This window comes from Microcoleus sp. D2_18a_D3, from assembly GCF_036702455.1.
Lineage (GTDB): Bacteria > Cyanobacteriota > Cyanobacteriia > Cyanobacteriales > Microcoleaceae > Microcoleus.
Genome location: NZ_JAUBTK010000063.1, coordinates 1 through 16,662, shown reverse-complemented (window position 1 = coordinate 16,662; position 16,662 = coordinate 1). Strand labels below are relative to the sequence as shown.

The 16,662-nt window shown below is 45.2% G+C and carries 15 protein-coding genes, 1 tRNA gene and 1 pseudogene; 5 read left to right on the top strand and 12 right to left on the bottom strand.

Annotation, left to right across the window (positions count from 1 at the left end; translation table 11 throughout):
* The first annotated feature begins 50 nt into the window (after positions 1 to 50).
* Positions 51 to 878, top strand: a complete 828-nt coding sequence (locus tag QUB06_RS24425) for an SWIM zinc finger family protein (protein WP_333437478.1) — start codon at positions 51 to 53, stop codon at positions 876 to 878.
* 151 nt (positions 879 to 1,029) lie between these two features.
* On the opposite strand, the gene QUB06_RS24420 is transcribed toward QUB06_RS24425, so the two are convergent.
* The 5 genes from QUB06_RS24420 to queG all read right to left on the bottom strand — a co-directional run bounded on the left by QUB06_RS24420 (position 1,030) and on the right by queG (position 5,583).
* Positions 1,030 to 1,668, bottom strand: a complete 639-nt coding sequence (locus tag QUB06_RS24420) for an HAD-IA family hydrolase (RefSeq protein ID WP_333437477.1) — start codon at positions 1,666 to 1,668, stop codon at positions 1,030 to 1,032.
* 144 nt (positions 1,669 to 1,812) lie between these two features.
* A tRNA-Glu gene (locus QUB06_RS24415) sits at positions 1,813 to 1,887 on the bottom strand.
* 272 nt (positions 1,888 to 2,159) lie between these two features.
* Complete coding sequence (locus QUB06_RS24410) at positions 2,160 to 3,353, bottom strand: SDR family NAD(P)-dependent oxidoreductase (RefSeq protein WP_333437476.1); 1,194 nt, start codon at positions 3,351 to 3,353, stop codon at positions 2,160 to 2,162.
* Between the two features lie 27 nt (positions 3,354 to 3,380).
* On the bottom strand, positions 3,381 to 4,511 hold the full coding sequence (locus tag QUB06_RS24405) for a pentapeptide repeat-containing protein (RefSeq protein ID WP_333437475.1): 1,131 nt from the start codon (positions 4,509 to 4,511) through the stop codon (positions 3,381 to 3,383).
* Between the two features lie 133 nt (positions 4,512 to 4,644).
* Entirely contained in the window at positions 4,645 to 5,583 is a 939-nt protein-coding gene (gene queG, locus QUB06_RS24400) for a tRNA epoxyqueuosine(34) reductase QueG (RefSeq protein WP_333437474.1), read from the bottom strand.
* Positions 5,584 to 5,860: 277 nt separating this feature from the next.
* Here queG and QUB06_RS24395 point away from each other — a divergent pair, with 277 nt between their 5' ends.
* Positions 5,861 to 6,823, top strand: a complete 963-nt coding sequence (locus QUB06_RS24395) for an orange carotenoid protein N-terminal domain-containing protein (protein WP_333437473.1) — start codon at positions 5,861 to 5,863, stop codon at positions 6,821 to 6,823.
* 340 nt (positions 6,824 to 7,163) lie between these two features.
* Positions 7,164 to 7,598 (top strand): nuclear transport factor 2 family protein, encoded by a 435-nt coding sequence (locus QUB06_RS24390; protein WP_333437472.1) that lies wholly within the window; start codon positions 7,164 to 7,166, stop codon positions 7,596 to 7,598.
* 529 nt (positions 7,599 to 8,127) lie between these two features.
* On the opposite strand, the gene QUB06_RS24385 is transcribed toward QUB06_RS24390, so the two are convergent.
* From QUB06_RS24385 to rsmH, 3 genes are all read right to left on the bottom strand, one after another.
* Positions 8,128 to 8,550 carry an ATP-binding protein gene (locus QUB06_RS24385; RefSeq protein ID WP_006633914.1) on the bottom strand — a complete coding sequence of 141 codons (423 nt, stop codon included), beginning with the start codon at positions 8,548 to 8,550 and terminating at the stop codon, positions 8,128 to 8,130.
* 492 nt (positions 8,551 to 9,042) lie between these two features.
* Positions 9,043 to 10,716 carry a SpoIIE family protein phosphatase gene (locus QUB06_RS24380; protein WP_333437471.1) on the bottom strand — a complete coding sequence of 558 codons (1,674 nt, stop codon included), beginning with the start codon at positions 10,714 to 10,716 and terminating at the stop codon, positions 9,043 to 9,045.
* 562 nt (positions 10,717 to 11,278) lie between these two features.
* Positions 11,279 to 12,181: a 16S rRNA (cytosine(1402)-N(4))-methyltransferase RsmH gene (gene rsmH / locus QUB06_RS24375; RefSeq protein ID WP_333437470.1), complete on the bottom strand. Its 903-nt coding sequence runs from the start codon at positions 12,179 to 12,181 to the stop codon at positions 11,279 to 11,281.
* Between the two features lie 57 nt (positions 12,182 to 12,238).
* On the opposite strand from rsmH, the gene QUB06_RS24370 reads away from it, so the two are divergent.
* Together QUB06_RS24370 and QUB06_RS24365 are read left to right on the top strand one after the other, a co-directional pair.
* Complete coding sequence (locus tag QUB06_RS24370) at positions 12,239 to 13,423, top strand: NAD(P)H-quinone oxidoreductase subunit H (protein ID WP_333437469.1); 1,185 nt, start codon at positions 12,239 to 12,241, stop codon at positions 13,421 to 13,423.
* A 233-nt stretch (positions 13,424 to 13,656) separates the two neighbouring features.
* Positions 13,657 to 14,892: a class I SAM-dependent methyltransferase gene (locus tag QUB06_RS24365; RefSeq protein WP_333437468.1), complete on the top strand. Its 1,236-nt coding sequence runs from the start codon at positions 13,657 to 13,659 to the stop codon at positions 14,890 to 14,892.
* Positions 14,893 to 14,903: 11 nt separating this feature from the next.
* Here QUB06_RS24365 and QUB06_RS24360 read toward each other — a convergent pair whose 3' ends face one another.
* The 4 genes and pseudogenes from QUB06_RS24360 to QUB06_RS34780 all read right to left on the bottom strand — a co-directional run.
* Complete coding sequence (locus QUB06_RS24360) at positions 14,904 to 15,122, bottom strand: DUF5615 family PIN-like protein (RefSeq protein ID WP_333437494.1); 219 nt, start codon at positions 15,120 to 15,122, stop codon at positions 14,904 to 14,906.
* 119 nt (positions 15,123 to 15,241) lie between these two features.
* The gene (locus QUB06_RS24355; protein WP_333437467.1) at positions 15,242 to 15,466 is read right to left on the bottom strand and encodes a DUF433 domain-containing protein; all 225 of its coding nucleotides are present in this window, start codon (positions 15,464 to 15,466) and stop codon (positions 15,242 to 15,244) included.
* Positions 15,467 to 15,583: 117 nt separating this feature from the next.
* Positions 15,584 to 16,231 carry a hypothetical protein gene (locus tag QUB06_RS24350; RefSeq protein WP_333437466.1) on the bottom strand — a complete coding sequence of 216 codons (648 nt, stop codon included), beginning with the start codon at positions 16,229 to 16,231 and terminating at the stop codon, positions 15,584 to 15,586.
* A 140-nt stretch (positions 16,232 to 16,371) separates the two neighbouring features.
* Positions 16,372 to 16,560 (bottom strand): annotated as a pseudogene (locus QUB06_RS34780) (deaminase domain-containing protein); the annotation flags it as partial.
* Positions 16,561 to 16,662 lie beyond the last annotated feature (102 nt).

Sequence of the window (16,662 nt, the reverse complement as noted above, 5' to 3'; positions counted from 1 at the left end):
CTAATTACCAATGCCCAATGCCCGATGCCCAATTCCCAATTCCCAAATAAATGATTGATAGAGAATGGTGGACCCAACAGTGGCTCGATTTAATCAATACCTACCGCTTCAAAAAGCGCTTAGAACGTGGCTGGCAATACGCGCGCGAGGGTAAAGTTCTCAGCATTAAATTTCCCAATCAAGAAGTAATTGCCATAGTTCAAGGCACTGATCCAAAACCCTATCAAGTTTCTTTAGGACTCGATACATTGAGCGATGAAGATTGGGATTATGTGATTGAAAATATGTCGCAAAGAGCAGTTTTTTCAGCTAAATTACTAGCAGGAGAAATGCCGCACAATATTGAAGATGTATTTGCAGCAGCGGGCAAAACGCTATTTCCGTTAAGTTTATCTGATATTCGATCGCGCTGTAGCTGTCCTGACCCCAAAAACCCTTGCAAACACATCAGTGCAGTATACTACTTATTGGGCGATCGCTTCGGCGAAGACCCTTTCGTACTGTTTCAACTGCGCGGAAGAACTAAAGAGCAAATATTGACCGCACTCCGCCAAAGACGGGGTAAGGAAGGAGAGGAAAATACCCAGCTAAACAAGGGTGAAAATTCCCCTACTGCGAATTCTAAATTGCCGAAGGTCGATCGCTTTTGGGAATACAATCAGCAGCTAGAATCATCTTTAGTAGTGATTGTTCCGCCGCCCAGCAGCGAAACAGTATTAGATATCTTAGGCCCAATCCCCCTAGCCACCGACGGAAAAGGAACGGCTAGCAAATCCTCGCCCGCATCAGACGCCCTGAAGCAGCATTTTAGCAAAATCTACCAAGCAGTTAGCCAGCAAGCAGTTTTAGCAGCACTGAAACGGAGCGAAGGAGATTAACATAATTTATTCGCAGAGATGATACTAGGAAATATGGCGGATAACAAATCAGGCTTTAATACCCATTTTATTCTTTAGTCCCTCTTTGGTGGAACGAGAGTTTGTCTAGAATAGATTTCAACCGACGAGTCTTACTTTTTGCTATTTCAGTTTACACTTCCCGCAAATTACTCATAATTTCTATCAATTCCTGGGGGCGTTTAATCAAAAAATCGGGATTGTGTGCAGCCAAAGCCTCCTGAGAATTAAAACCCCAAGCTACAGCCATTACCTTAATTCCTGTTTTTCTAGCAGCGTCTATATCTCTAATCTCATCTCCCACATAAACGACTTCTTTAGCATTTATATGTTCTCTTTTTAGCCAGCTATTAATAACTTTATGTTTGCCAAAAGTTGAGCCAGAGTAAATAAATGTGAAAGTGTCTCGCAAACCGTTTTTTTCCAGCGTTCCCAAGACGTTTTCTCTGGAATTAGATGTGATTATCCCCAGTTGAAATCCCAGTGTTTTTAACTCCAGTAAAACTTCTTTAATCCCCGGAAATAATTGAATATTGGGAATTTCGGTGCGTAACTCTTCTTTCAACATTCTAATCAACAGCGGGAATTTGAAGATAGAAATGCCCGAATACTGAAGAATTTGCCAAGAAGTTAAATTGCTCAGTTGAGCGATTTGGTCTTTGGTGGCAGACTTAAAGCCTAATTGTACTGACAAACGGTTGGTGATGCTTAGAAGAATATCGATTGTATCTGCTAAAGTACCGTCAAAATCAAAAATAATTACTTGGGTCATTGGACAATAGCAAATAAGGAACTAGGGATCACTTCTATATTACCCATTACCTCTTGCTTGTCAAAAAAAATAATCGCAACGGCGGGATTTGCACCCGCATCTCCTGGTATGCTCCAAGGAATTCTATCATTTAAACTACGTTGCTGGTGGCAGCGAACCGAATCAAACGGTTGTCGTCTCGCGTGAAAAGCGATCGCTTTACCACTAAGCTACGCTGCCCCATTTTATTATACATTTTTATGCAAAATTTTGACATCGAACCCAATATTAATTTAAAATTATATATCTCGCTTGTAGCTGAGTCTCGCTCCGCCGTATCCCCCCTAAAGAAGGGTAGTAGGGGGTGGGACAAGAACTCTCAAAGTCCTCCTTATTAAGGGGATGTGAGGGGGATAGAGACAGAGAGATAAGCGAGAGTATGAAAGGAATTTAGTCTTAACTTGATACCAAGGGTGGGGAGTGGAAAGATCCCTAAAAATATTAAATGACTGTTACCACTGCGACTCAGAATAATCTTTAAATAATTTACCATAAAAATAGCGTCCCTCATTTACTCCCAAATAAATTGGATCGCAAATCCGCGCGGCGGCATCAACAGCATCAAAGGGAGGTTGTACGCCGCGTTGCTGCATTGCTAAAACTTGAGGGTAAGGGTGCTGAAAACTAATCCATCCCGGATCGACAGCATTCATAAAAATTTTGTGTTTGGCATACTCTGAAGCGCAGGTGCGAGTCATCATGTTCAGCGATGCTTTTGCCATATTTGTATGCGGATGTCGCCAAGGTTTGTCACTGTTAAATTGCCCTTCTTTTGAAGAAACATTGATAATATATTTGGCAGCTTCAGGAAATTTTTTCATCAGCAGTTTGAGCCGACTGTTAATTGCAAAAGGAGCGATCGCATTAATAACGTGAACTTCCAACATTTCCAAAATGCTCACCTCATCATCCTTCATCAGCCAACTGTTGAAAGGGCGCAAATCCACTTGTTGTCCGTCGCGATCGTACATTCCGGGCGGAAACAAACTAAAATCAGATGAATGTGATAATTGATTCTCTCGATCCAAGTTAAAAACCGTGGGGATTTTACTGTTGCGATTTGGAACAGAGTCTGTGAGAGATTGGGGGATATCCTCAGAAATATTGTCTGTCAAAAAGTGCGTAAGCGTTGCCCTCGAAGAGGATCGCGCCAACAGCGGCTGAATCTCAGCAGGCAAAGCCTCCAAAGGCAGAGATTCAAAATCCATCAAATGCTGGTAAAATTCAGGAGGGCGGCGAATTGTTTGAGCCGCATTATTGATAATAATGTCAATTCGCGGATAGCAGCAGACGAGGTGTTCTGCAAATCGCTCAACGCCCGCAATATACCGCAAATCTAACTCATAAACTTGCAGGCGATCGCACCACTGGGCAAAATCCGCTTCTTTAGCATATCTCCTAGCAGCATCGCGAGGAAAACGAGTAGTAGCAATTACAGCCGCACCAGCCCTCAGCAGCCTCACAGCTACAGCATAACCAATTTTCACCCTCGCCCCCGTCACCAAAGCAAATAACCCCTGCAAATTAGCAGTTTGGTTGCGTTTGGTCAAATTAAGTTCGCCGCACTTCAAACACAAACCCCGGTAAAAAAAATGTTGCTCTTGAAAACTCTCCTTGCAAACAAAACAGCGCGGCAGTTTATTCATTTTCAATTTCTCTGGCTGTAAAGAATATCAAGTCCAGCTACATCCGCTGCAATTAGCTCCCGCCAAAATTCCCCGATTATCGATCTTAGCTTTTTTCATAATAGACCAGCTCAAATTAGCCCCATTAAAATTAGCTCCACTGAGATATGCGTTCAGGAAATTTGCTCTTTTCACAACAGCATCGCTCAGATTAGCACCAGCCAAAGTAGCTTTATTAAAATCAGCATCGCAAAGGTTGGCTCCAGTAATATCTGCTTGAAAAAAATCAGTATTTGTCAAATCCGTTCTCTCTAAATTAGCTCCCCGCAAATTAGCTCCCATAAAACAAGCTCCTGCAAATTTACTCCACCGCAAATTAGCTCCTGCCAAAACCAACCCTTTAAAATTCGCGCCGTTAAAATTAGATCTAATTAGTTTAATCCCCGCCAGATTTGCTCTGGCAAAATTCACCCCGCCCAGGTTAGCCCCACTCAAATCCGCCCCGCTCAAATCAGCACCCGTCAAATCAGCCCCGCTCAAATCAGCCCCGCAGAGTTTAGCTTTTTTCAAAATGCTTTGAGATAAATTAGCATCGCGAAAATTTACCGAGCGGAGGTTGGCTAAACTGAGATTAGCTGCTTGCAAATCAGCGCCGCTGAGATTGGATCGGCTCAGGTTAGCTCCGGTCAAATCGGCATTTCTCAGATTACTTACTTCCAAGTTACTTTTAAATATTTTTGCGCCTCGCAGGTTGGCAGATTCAAAGTTCGCTCCTACTAAGTTTGACTCTCTCAGGTTGGCTTTAGCCAAATTAACTCCGCTAAAATCTCCCCAACTCAACTCTACAAAGCCACCCAATAAAAGTAGATTTTGCACTCTCCATTTATTCCAAATCGACGCATCTTTTTTGAGCAAACTTATTTGTTCTTCCCTGCCCAATATTGCAGCAGCAGTAGCTCGCACCCGCTCGTCAGCATCGTCCAAAACAGCAGTTACTGCTTCTAAACCTGCATCTCCGTATTTGATGGCATCTGCAAGTGCTGCCAGCCTTGCTTCAGCCGAGGGGCTTGCTAAGCGCTGCTTGACTCGTGCTAGGCCGCCCAAGACAGCACCATGAATTAAAGGTGGATTTTTACCGCCCAAAACTGCATCGTATTCTTTGGGTTCATTTGCTGACATTTGTTATTTGTTGACTGTTGACTGTTGACTGTTGACTGTTGGCTGTTGACTGCTGGCTGTTGACTGTTGACTAATGACTAATGACAAATGACTATTGACTAATGACTATTGACTAATGACTAATGACTGCTGACTAATGACTATTGATTTGATTTGCTTTCGCATTTCGCCGCAGCATTTCGGGTTTAATGCGCCGCAGCGCCGAAGCGGTAAATCTGCGGTTCCATTCTTCGTCGGAAATGTCGGCTAATTCTGCAAGTGTCGGCGCTATATTTTCAGGATAAGGCTCAAAGTCGGCAACATCAGTTGGTTTAGCAAATCGCTGATTCCAAGGACAAACATCCTGACAAATATCGCAACCTGCTACCCAACCTTGTAAATTAGATGCAATTTCGTCGGGCAATTTTTCGGCTCGATTCTCGATCGTGTGATAAGCTATACATCGATCGGCATTCACCACAAAAGGCTCAGTAATTGCTCCCGTCGGACAGGCCTCAATGCAGCGAGTACAAGTACCGCAATGTTCCGTATGGGACTCATCCGACGCTAACTCCAAATTAGTCAAGATTTCGCCCAAAAACACCCAAGAACCGTATTCGCGCGAAATTACATTACCATTTTTGGCAATCCAGCCAATCCCCGCACGTTGCGCCCACATTTTATCCTGAATCGGCCCGGTATCAGCATAATACCGCGCTTCAATTCCCTCGCCTTGCGATCGCACCCAATTTGCCAAAACCTTCAGTTTTTTGTGCAGGATTTTATGATAATCCCTTCCCCAGCCGTAGCGAGAGATTTTGGCATATTCGGAACCGCCCGGGCGTTGGTGAGGCGTGTAGTAATTGATGGCGACACATATTAAGGACTTCACCTCTGGCATTGCAGCGCGAATATCCTGACGTTTCGGGTTAGCCATCCATGCCATATCCGCCTGATAGCCTTTATCCAACCATGCCTGCAACCTTTGTGCCTCCTTGTCCGTGCCGCAGTCTACCAAGGCTATCCCAACCTTGTGAAATCCCAACTCAAGGGCTTTTTGCTTAACCAAAATGCTGCTAATTGGCGCTTTCATTTGACACCAGGCAAATATTTACCTTTTGTATTGACTATTTTGATTCTATATGATATGCAAAGCGATTTTAACGATCGGCTTCCTAAATAAACTAATTCGGCGCACAGTCTAGTGACGGCGATCGCAATTTACCAAACCATTGATCATAGTTTTATAACTCAGCTATATGTAATTTATATTTGCAAAGTTTAACAAAACGTTACATAATTCAATCAAGGGAGCTTGAGGTTTCCTAACTCAAGTACCTCACTAAAACCACAAATCCCAAAGCATACACATGGCAGTTAGCATTCAATCCGCTCAATCTATCTTCTCAAACACCGAGATTGCTAGCGTTGTTCCGGCTACCACCGAAGCATTTTACAAACTCAGCGTTGAAGACCAACTAGCCTTGCTCTGGTATGCCTACACCGAAATGGGTATTTCCATCACCGCAGCAGCTCCGGGAGTAGCCAGCATGGCGCTTGTTGAAGGCATCCTGAGCGAAATCAAGCAAATGTCGCCGGCTGCTCAAAGCAAAACCATGTTTGACCTAGCCAGCAACGCCGACACAACAATTGGCCGGATTTACACTTCTTTGCGCGTCAACACCAAACTCGGTTTCTGGTACGAGTTGGGACAGTTGATGAAACAGGGCGTTGTCGCTCCGATCCCCGCTGGCTATCAAATGTCTCCCGAAGCCTCCCAAGTCCTTGAAACCATCAAGAAACTAGATCCAGGCCAGCAAATTACCGTACTTCGGAATACCGTAGTTAACATGGGCTATGACCCTGCTTTTAACCAAGAGTACGGCAAACGCTCAGCCCCCCGCAGCACTCCCACCGCTCCAGAAGAGCGGGTGAAAACCCAAATTGAGGGTATCAGCGAGCAGACAGTGCTCAGCTACATCGACTACATGAACGCCTTCGACTTCACCCCAGCCGTCGGTTTATTTGCTGAAGAAGGTGCCCTGCAACCACCTTTCCAAAAGCCGATCGTCGGTCGCGAAGCTATCCTCAACTATATGCGGGAAGAGTGCATCGGACTGAAAATGATGCCGCAGCAAGGCGTATCGGAACCTGCAGAAGATGGCTACCGCCAAGTGAAAGTCACTGGCAAAGTCGAAACTCCCTGGTTCGGCGCGAATGTGGGAATGAACATTGCGTGGCGGTTTTTGCTCGATCCCCAAGGTCAAATTTTCTTTGTGGCGATCGACTTGTTGGCATCTCCTAAAGAATTGCTCAATTTGATCCGCAAATAGAATATTCTTGTTTGCTCTGTTAAACAGGCTTGCCCAGAAACCCAGATGCCATTAGGTGTCTGGGTTTATATCATTTTAGATTTTAGATTTTAAATTTTAGATTCAAGAATTGAAGGATGGAAAATGACTGATTGTATCAGGGTTTACAGCTTGGCTACACTTGTATTTTTTGAAAGTAGGATTGATTTTGGTCGATCGCTCTGAAAGCTGCGATCGACGATCTCCGGTTCCTCCTTTTTTCGGAGAATTATTTTCCTGGCCCTACTTATATCTTTTGAGGGATTTGCTGCGACAAAGAGAATGATTACAGTATACTCATTCATCTAAAATCACTTGTTTTATGACCGCAACAACTCGACCTATTATAACTAGCTCTATAAAGATTGCCGGCATCACAAACCCAACGGTACTGCGATATTTTGAAACTTTAAACGCGGGCGATTTTGACGCTACGGCTAATTTATTTGCCGATGAGGGGGTTCTGCACGCGCCGTTTGAAGAGCCAATTATTGGCAGCAGCTCGATCGCCACTTATCTAAAAAAAGAAGCGCGAGGAATGAAGCTTGAACCCCAGCAAGGTGTCAGCCAAATTTTAGAATATGGCAATGTTGAAGTTCAGGTCAGTGGCCGGGTGCAAACTTCCGCATTTGGTGTTAATGTCGGATGGCTGTTGTTGCTCAATTCTGACCAAAAAATCCTTTCTGTCACCGTCAAACTGTTAGCTTCTCCCCAAGAATTGCTAAATCTGCGGTCGCAGACGAAATTTGATGTTTGATAAGCTGTTTCACATTTAAATTGTCTATTTTGGTTTTACCTGTCGCTCGCACGTAATAGCTAAAATCGTGCGAGCGACAGGTAAATCGGCTTTTTATCGCCAGAATGAGGCAGAAACCGGGTTTTTATTCAAATCTTTGGTGAAGTGCCACTCACGGTATAAAAATCCCGTTTCTGGGGTATTTGTGCGATCGGGACTGTACCCCTACAGTCTTACAGTCTCGCCTTGGGCTGACCGAAAGCATCCAGGATACAAGCCCCCGGATTCATTCCGAAAGCAGACTCAGGACCGGTGAAATAAAAAACCTGTATCCGATGAAACTTGCCGAACGTATTTATCCGTGGGGTCAATGCTTCAATTCTAAAATCTAAAATCTACAATCTACAATCTAAAATCTAAAATCGATTGACGATACTGCACGAAAAAGTGGCTGTCACCGCAGCGCGTGCGACAGACAGCCAAAGCGAGTCTAAAAGTGCATTGTCAATCACTAATCATTCATGACTAATGACTAATGACTAACGACTAATTAAGATTTTTCCGGCAAACTCGCTTCCAACTTGAGACAGTTGCGACCGTCTATTTGCAAAGTGTAGTCCACCCGATCCATAAGTCTGCTCATAATCAGCCAGCCGTAGCCGCTTTCCTGTTTAGCTTCCGGCCTCGGGGGATTGTAAGTATCCATTTCGTAACCTTTACCGTAATCCCAAATTTCTAAACCAATATCCCTATTTTTTAAATTCAAGCGAATTAACACGGGCAAATTGGGTTGATCTTTGTGAGCATGGCGGATCACGTTAGAATAGGCTTCTGCTAACACCAAGCGCAAACGATTCGACTGACGCGGCCAATCGACGTGCTCTCCTAGCTCTACTTCTAAACTGCTCAGCAACCAATTTTCAACAATTGTTAAAAACCGCAAGTCGCTTGGCACATGAAGCTCAGTATTCATAAAAAAATCCCGTAAGTTTGAAAACCCTGTGTCTTCCAGGTATGAAATACGACGCGCCGAATGGATTCGGCCTCAATACTTGTCGCTACTTGGGGGATACTAGCCTTTTCTGTTTAAAAATCAGGCATTCGTCATTCGGTAGAAGGCAGAAGTTAAGAGTATAGTTGAAAACTTTTGTTATGGGCCTAAAGCCCCTTAACAATTGATAATTATACCGAGACTGCAAGCAGCGAGGTATAAAAAATCTGTGTTTCAATCCTTAGCTTTTAAGCGTTGGTTTTTTCTGACGAATGCCTTCTACCTTAACCCTTTACAGGTATTTAATCCCCCAGGAAAGCGATTCAGGAAACTAGCTGCGCCATCGCCGGCTAGGTTTTTGACTGTTGACGATAACGCCGTCCTTTGCAGGACTACTCTATGGGCCGTCAACAAGGAGGGCTTAAGTTTTTTCGGCTCTCACCCCCGACTATGCGTCGGGAGTCGCTGACAGATTCAAAGAACCTCCAGAGAGAGTATGGTTTGGTCGTCTTCCTGAACGGGATTATCAGCTCGGATGTGAGCCAACAAATTGTCCAAGTTGAAAGAACCAGGTTCCTGAATCAAGAGTTGCCAAAGCCCTTCTTGTTGTAGCATAGAACGGGTTGGTACACCCCCTGCGACCGCTTGACTTGTCACGCTAGCTTCAGTAATCCCGTCACTCGTCAGCAGAAATACATCTCCTGACTTTAATTCGATCGCACCTGCTTTGCCTCTCCAAACTGGTAGTATCCCCAAAGGAATGCCACGAGCTTTCAGGAAATTCGGCTCGGCTGGCGTTTTACCGCTAGCGGCTTGAGCTTTCACCTCCGAGTGAGACCAAACAATCGGGTAAATGTGACCGGCATTAGCAAAGGCGAGGTGTCCCGTGGACGGAGTGTAACGAGCTACAACCATTGTAATAAAATGGTTGTTGCCGATCAGGTCGTCAGACATACTGCTATTCATGTTCTGCATAACTTGATCGGGCTCTGGAGAAACTTCTTGGGAAAGTTCCCGCCGCATCACCGAAATCGCGCTCGCCATAAATAGAGCAGCCGGAACTCCCTTACCCGAAACATCTCCCACCGCTATCCAAATATCCCCTTGGGAGTGGACGTAGACTTCAAAAAAGTCGCCACCAACTTCCCGCGCGGGATAACAGCAAGCTTGCACTCTGACAGTTTCAAACTCCGGCCAACTTTGGCGCAACAAGTTGGTTTGGATTTGGCGAGCCACTTCCAACTCGTTTTGCATCTGCTTGGCTAAATCCAGAGTGCGCTGGTATAGCTTAGCTTGAGACAGGGCGAGAGCAGCTTGAGCTGCTACACCTTCTATTAACTCTATATCTTCTGCCGACCAAGGGTTAGTGCCGCCAATCTGGCACAAAGCCAGTACCGCCAGCAATTCTTGCTGGTAAGTCAGGGGCACGGCAATCTCAACCGAGTTACCATCCCCCCCACTGTTTGAGTTCACTTGAGTTTGGCGGGTGGCTACAGCTTGAACCAGCAAATTTTCATCAAAAGAAAAGCTACTGGCCTCGTCGGTTTGAGCTTGGTAGGGGAAGGTACTCGGCAATAGTCGATCGGTCTCTACCGGCCGCAGCATACAATAGTTGGCCTCAAAAGTTTGACCTACGGTTTGAACAATAGTTTGTACCATACTAGAGTAATCTAGCGACCCGCGAATCACGCTCATTACCTCATTGAACAGAGATTCCTTGCGTAAAGCGCGGCGCAATGCAACGCTGCGCTGCTTGTAGTATTTGTAAGTATCTGAGGCTTGATTGATCACCAATTTGAGCTCTTCTGGATTCCACGGTTTGGTGATGTATTTGAAAACTTGACCTGAGTTGATGGCCTCAACCAAATCTTCAACATCGGTGTATCCCGTTAGCAGAATCCGAATCGTATCGGGAAATCGCTCGACTGTTTTCCCCAAAAACTCGGTGCCATTCATTTCTGGCATCCGCTGGTCAGATATAATCACGGCCATCTCGCCCTGTTCGTCTAGAACTTCCAGGGCGCTGAGGGCGCTATCTGCTTTGTAAACCTGAAAGTCGCGTCGAAACGTCCGGTACAATAAATCCAAGTTGTCGGGTTCGTCATCGACTACCATCAGTTTCAGCTTGCTTCCATCTCCCCGACTCATCTTTCTTCCCCCTTGAAAACCCCCACCATAGCTGTAATCAGCAAGGTAGCGGGAGGAAAAGGGGGGCTGGATATATGCAACATATCAGTTACGTCAAGTTGAGTTAAAGAAACCCGTTTTACCTCAAGGTGAGCATTCCTTTCGCACCATCTGTTCGCACAGATGAGAGGCTTTCGATACTGTAACCCGCCTCGGTAGGCCGCTTCAATAGGGAAAATTCCCGAGTCAGCTTTCACGCTGTGATACGAGCAATGACCTTGTTAGCAGTCGGTACTTTTCTAAACACACCAGCATTCAAAACGGCTAATTAATGCTCTGATTGCAGAGTTCTTAACTAGCTGGGCACTGTCCTCGGTGTGAATTTTAACACTTACTACTAACGCAGGTATTGCTACCTAAGTCTGGTCAACACCGGCTGTATTTCAAGCCCCACTGTACCCGGAGGGTTAGTGGTGGGTTGTTGGCGCTATTCCCTACATCTTTGCCGAATCGTACTTGATTGCTGCATGCAAGTCTCCCTAATCTCTGAACTTTTTGCAGCAAGCATATTACTACTGCCGAATCAAGCTAATCTTTCTGCCAGTCTGAGCTTAGCAGAACGAGAGCGGGGATTTCTAGCGACTTCTTCGGATTGCGGCCCGATCGGCTTTTTTGTCAGTACCTGCAAACTGGGTGTTCCTCTGAGTTGGTGCTTGACTGGTCGGTCTTCGAGACTGTGAAATGTAATGATACCGATTCTCCCACCTGGTTTTAACCACCTCGGCGCTTGGTTGAGGAAAGTTTCTAAAGAAGCGAGTTCGGAGTTGACAGCTATCCTTAAAGCTTGGAAAGTACGGGTGGCCGGATGGATTCTGCCGTTGCGCTGCTTGGGGGGGAAGCTGGAGGCGATCGCCCCTGCAAGTTCTGTTGTAGTTTGAAAAGGACGGCTTTGCACAATCCGCCTTGCGATGCGCCGCGACAGTCGCTCCTCGCCGTACCTGTAAATAATATCTGCTAGTTTAACTTCTTCCCAGTGGTTGATAATCTCTTCTGCCGTCAAAGATTGCTGCTGGTTCATACGCATATCTAGTTGAGCTGGGTGGCGAAAACTAAATCCTCGTTCCGGTGTATCGAACTGAGCAGAGCTGACGCCCAAGTCTGCTATGATACCATCAAACTCGGCCTCTGGGGACTGATATTCAGCAAAGTTGCCGTGCCAAAACTCAACGGGCGAGTTAGCAAATCGGGCTTGGCAAAAACGGATGGCTTGTTCATCCCGGTCGATCGCCACCACTGTAACATCTGGCGCCGCCGCTAAAATCAAACTCGTGTGTCCGCCGCCCCCAAGCGTCGCGTCCAAATAGTGCCCGCCTGGACGCACAGCCAAACCCGCAATTAATTCTTGACCCAAAACTGGAACGTGATAGGTGTCAATACTGACATCCGATCCAAGGGTCTCCTTCTCAGAGAGCTCGATATCCTTCATAATCATAAAAGCCAAACAAAAATCAACAATAGCTAGTAATCATTAATTCATTTAATTATGTCAAGAATTGAGACTAGAACCGAACCGATGGTGCTCAACATGGGGCCGCACCACCCATCCATGCACGGGGTACTCCGGCTAATCGTCACCCTAGACGGGGAAGATGTGGTGGACTGCGAGCCTGTTTTGGGCTATCTGCACCGGGGGATGGAAAAAATCGCCGAAAATCGCACCAACGTGATGTACGTGCCCTACGTGAGCCGCTGGGACTACGCTGCGGGGATGTTTAACGAAGCGGTGACAGTGAATGCGCCGGAAAAGTTGGCAAATATTGCTGTCCCCAAACGGGCTAGTTATATTCGGGTAATCATGCTGGAGTTGAACCGGATTGCTAACCACTTGATGTGGGTAGGGCCGTTTTTGGCGGACGTGGGCGCGCAAACTCCTTTTTTCTATACTATGCGCGATCGCGAACCAATTCTCGACTTGTGGGAAGCAGCGACCGGTTATCGCATGGTGAATAATAACTATTTCCGCATCGGCGGAGTCGCCGCCGATTTGCCTTATGGTTGGGTAGATAAGTGCCAAGATTTCTGCGATTATTTCGTTCCCAAAATTGACGAATACGAACGTTTAATTACCAACAATCCAATCTTCCGCCGCCGGATTGAAGGGCTGGGTACTATTTCTCGCAACGAAGCGATTAACTGGGGACTTTCCGGCCCCATGTTGCGCGGTTCCGGCGTAAATTGGGATTTGCGGAAAGTTGACCATTACGAATGTTATGACGACTTCGACTGGGAAGTTTGTACCGAAGCTGCAGGCGATTGTTTAGCCCGGTATTTAGTACGGATTCGGGAGATGCGCGAGTCTGTTAAGATTATCTATCAAGCCTTGAAAGGACTCCCCGGCGGCCCTTACGAGAATTTGGAAGCCAAGCGCTTAGAAAGCGGGCCAAAATCTGAATGGAATGGTTTTGACTATCAGTTTATTGGCAAAAAAGTTGCCCCGACTTTTAAGATTCCCAAGGGCGAACATTATGTCCGCGTTGAAAGCGGCAAAGGTGAGTTGGGGATTTATATTATCGGGGATGATACTGTGTTTCCTTGGCGCTGGAAAATTCGGGCTGCGGATTTTAATAATTTGCAGATTTTGCCTCACATTGTGCGCGGCGTGAAGATTGCGGATTTGGTGGCAATTTTGGGGAGTATCGACATTATTATGGGCTCGGTTGACAGGTAGGTTTTGTCGGTTTTTATCTAAGAAATTAACCCGGTTTTTTTATGGAACCGGGTTGATTTTTTTGAACCGCAGATAAACGCGGATAAACGCCGATCGATCTCGATGAATATTGCTATTAACGTCGCTAAAAGGTACCTGATTACTCTCTTCTCTCTTCCTCTGTGCCCTCTGCGGTTAATAAAAAAAATCTCTCCTTCACAAATGAAATAACATCAACTTTGATTTGATAAATTATGAAAGTTCAGCAACCAGATATCAATGACAGCAACCCGGAGCTCTGCGCTTTAATCGGCGAAAGAATTGCCGCCACTCCCCAGCAGCGTATTACTTTTGCTGAATATATGGATTTGGCATTATATCATCCGCAGCACGGTTATTACAATAGCGATCGCCCGTCGATCGGAAAACAAGGCGATTTTATCACGTCGTCTCATTGGGGTGCTGATTTTGCGGAGGTTTTGGCGGATCAGTTTGTGGAAATGTGGGAATTTCTCGTTAGCGGAGCCCTCGAAGAGGATCGCCCTTTCAATTTCGCGATCGTAGAAATGGGCGCTGGGCGGGGAAATTTTGCTGAAAATGTGCTGCAATATCTGCAACGGCAACATCCCGATTTCTTTGATATTTTAGAATACATTATTATTGAACTTTCCCCTGGGCTCCAAGCGGAACAGCGGCAAACTTTAGCCGATATTAAGTGTGTTAAGTGGTGCAAGTGGGATGATATAGTTAATAATTCAATTGTCGGTTGTTTCTTTTCTAACGAGTTAGTGGATGCTTTGCCAGTACATCAATTTATTCTGGAACAAGGGCAAGTTAGGGAGATTTATGTTGCCGCAGAAACCCCAAAAAATGAACAAGAAGAGATAAAATTTGTTGAAGTAATTGGCGAAGTTTCCACGCCTAAAATTGCCGAATATTTGGATTTTGTAAGCATCGATTTGTCTGCGAGTGTTTATGGAGATGGATATCGCAGTGAGGTAAATTTGGCGGCTTTGGACTGGATGAGTACAGTTGCTCAAAAGTTGCAGCGGGGATATTTGTTAACTATTGATTACGGTTATCCGGCGCACCGCTATTACAATCCGAGGCGCAGGGAGGGGACGCTACAGTGTTATTATCGCCACCGATATCACAATAATCCTTATATTAATGTGGGGCGGCAGGATTTAACGGCTCATGTTAATTTTACGGCGTTGGAAAGGCAGGGGGAATTGTGCGGTTTGGATGTGGTAGGGTTTACTCAGCAGGCTTTGTTTTTGATGGCGTTGGGTTTGGGCGATCGTATTGCTTCTCTATCTACAAATGATGCGGAAGTATTGGATGTGGCAACGTTTTTGCGGCGCAGGGAGGCTTTGCATCAATTGATCGATCCGATGGGTTTGGGGGGTTTTGGGGTTTTGGTGCAGTGTAAAGGGTTGAGGGAGGAGGAAAAGGGGAGAATTTTGAAGGGTTTGATGGTGCCTGATTAGTGATTAAAAGTTTAATTTCCACTAATCTCCACCAGTGGTTCACCTGCTTTCAATATGTCCAAAGCTTCTGGTAATGTTGCACTCAAAATCTCTCGCAACCGAGCGTTTGATGTATTGCCGCACGTCAACCAAATAATCTGTGGCGGTGAACCAAGGCGATCGACCAAATCAACAAAGTCACTATCTTTAGCCATTACGATAACTCCCTGCGCTCTCAATGCCTCAAAAATTTCAGGATCTTAGGCATCTCTCAAGCCAATCTCGCGCAAACCTACTGCTGTCACGCCAAATGTATTTGTAATCCAGCTTGCGATCGCCGGTGACAGATGTGCATCTACCCAAATAATTGTCATGCAACCAATACCGGATGATTGAGTTTGCGCGAAGCATACAAAAGAGAAGCTCTCAGATCGTCTGCTTCAAGATCGGGCATTTCTTCTAGTATTTGTTCCGCACTCAAACCAGCCACAAATAAGTCCAGTACGTCTGATACCCGAATTCTCATGCCGCGAATGCAAGGGCGACCGCCGCACTGTCTAGGATTAACCGTGATTCTTGCCAATAGCTCCGACATTAAAGTTAGCTCCTACAACGCTTAGTTCTAGTATGAATGAGTGCGAACGTAATTGTCAATAACGGTATTCCCATGATTATTAACTAATTAAGCTGTACCAATTACTTTTGTCATCACTTAAGCGCACTGACTCAGTGGCGGTAATTCCCATTTTCCCGAATATAAAGTAGATGGCCGCTTTAAACAATAGGCCGCAGGAATTACCTCGATCAACCACCAATTAAACATATCTCGTCGGGCTTCAGTAAAACCAGAAATGGCGTCCCCGGTAATGGCATCATACAGAATATCTAAGATGGCATTATAGGCTGTTTTTGTATTGAGTGTTTGCAGCAAGCCATAGAAGATATTATAAGCTTCGTCAGTAGCTTGATATTTTCCAATTTTGTTGATATTAGGAAACAAGGTATCTGCCCAAGTTTCGGGAATTTCACAACCATCCTTCAGCCAACAAGATACAATTCCTTCAACGATATCAGCTTTGTGTTCTTCAGGAAAGTAATGTTTAATGGTCGGTTTAGCTGCTAATGCTATTCCATAAGCCATGTAGACATATCGCTGATGGGATATTGCATCATTAGGCATTCCAAAAGCTGTCATTACTTCTACAAAAGCTTCTTCTACATTGCACTTTCCACCTCGTTCGTATAAATCGTCATATTTTCTGTCCCAAACCGTCTGAAGTGTTTGCTGTAATTGCTCTGGAATATCTGAGTGGCTGGGCAATTGAAAATTTCTGTAGTAGCCTATGTCAAACTCGATCATTGACTGTCCCTCCTTATGTTTTTCATTAATCATAAACTATGAGCCAGTTCATTGTCACCTTCATATAACCTCAATTTTACTTTGGGTACAGAAGCCAGTAAAGCTTTGATAGCCTTTACTGGCTGTCTATACTGATATGTCTACGGATATGGACGTTCGTAGAAGATAATCACTTGAATATTCGGGAACCTCATCTTAAAGTCCTCATCACAAGTAATGTTGCAGCCAGAACACATATCTCTCTCAGTGTAGAGGTAGAGTATTCCTTCTGCATCCAAGGAAAGATCATCTCTTTCTAACTCTTCTGCAATTTTATTGAAAAGCTTGTACTCCGCGTGTTCTTTGTTGTTGCAGGGTAAGGATTCAGGTCTGAGAGTGGGGAATTAAAGAAGGCATAAATAAGTCACAAGAATGGGCAGATATAGCATCAC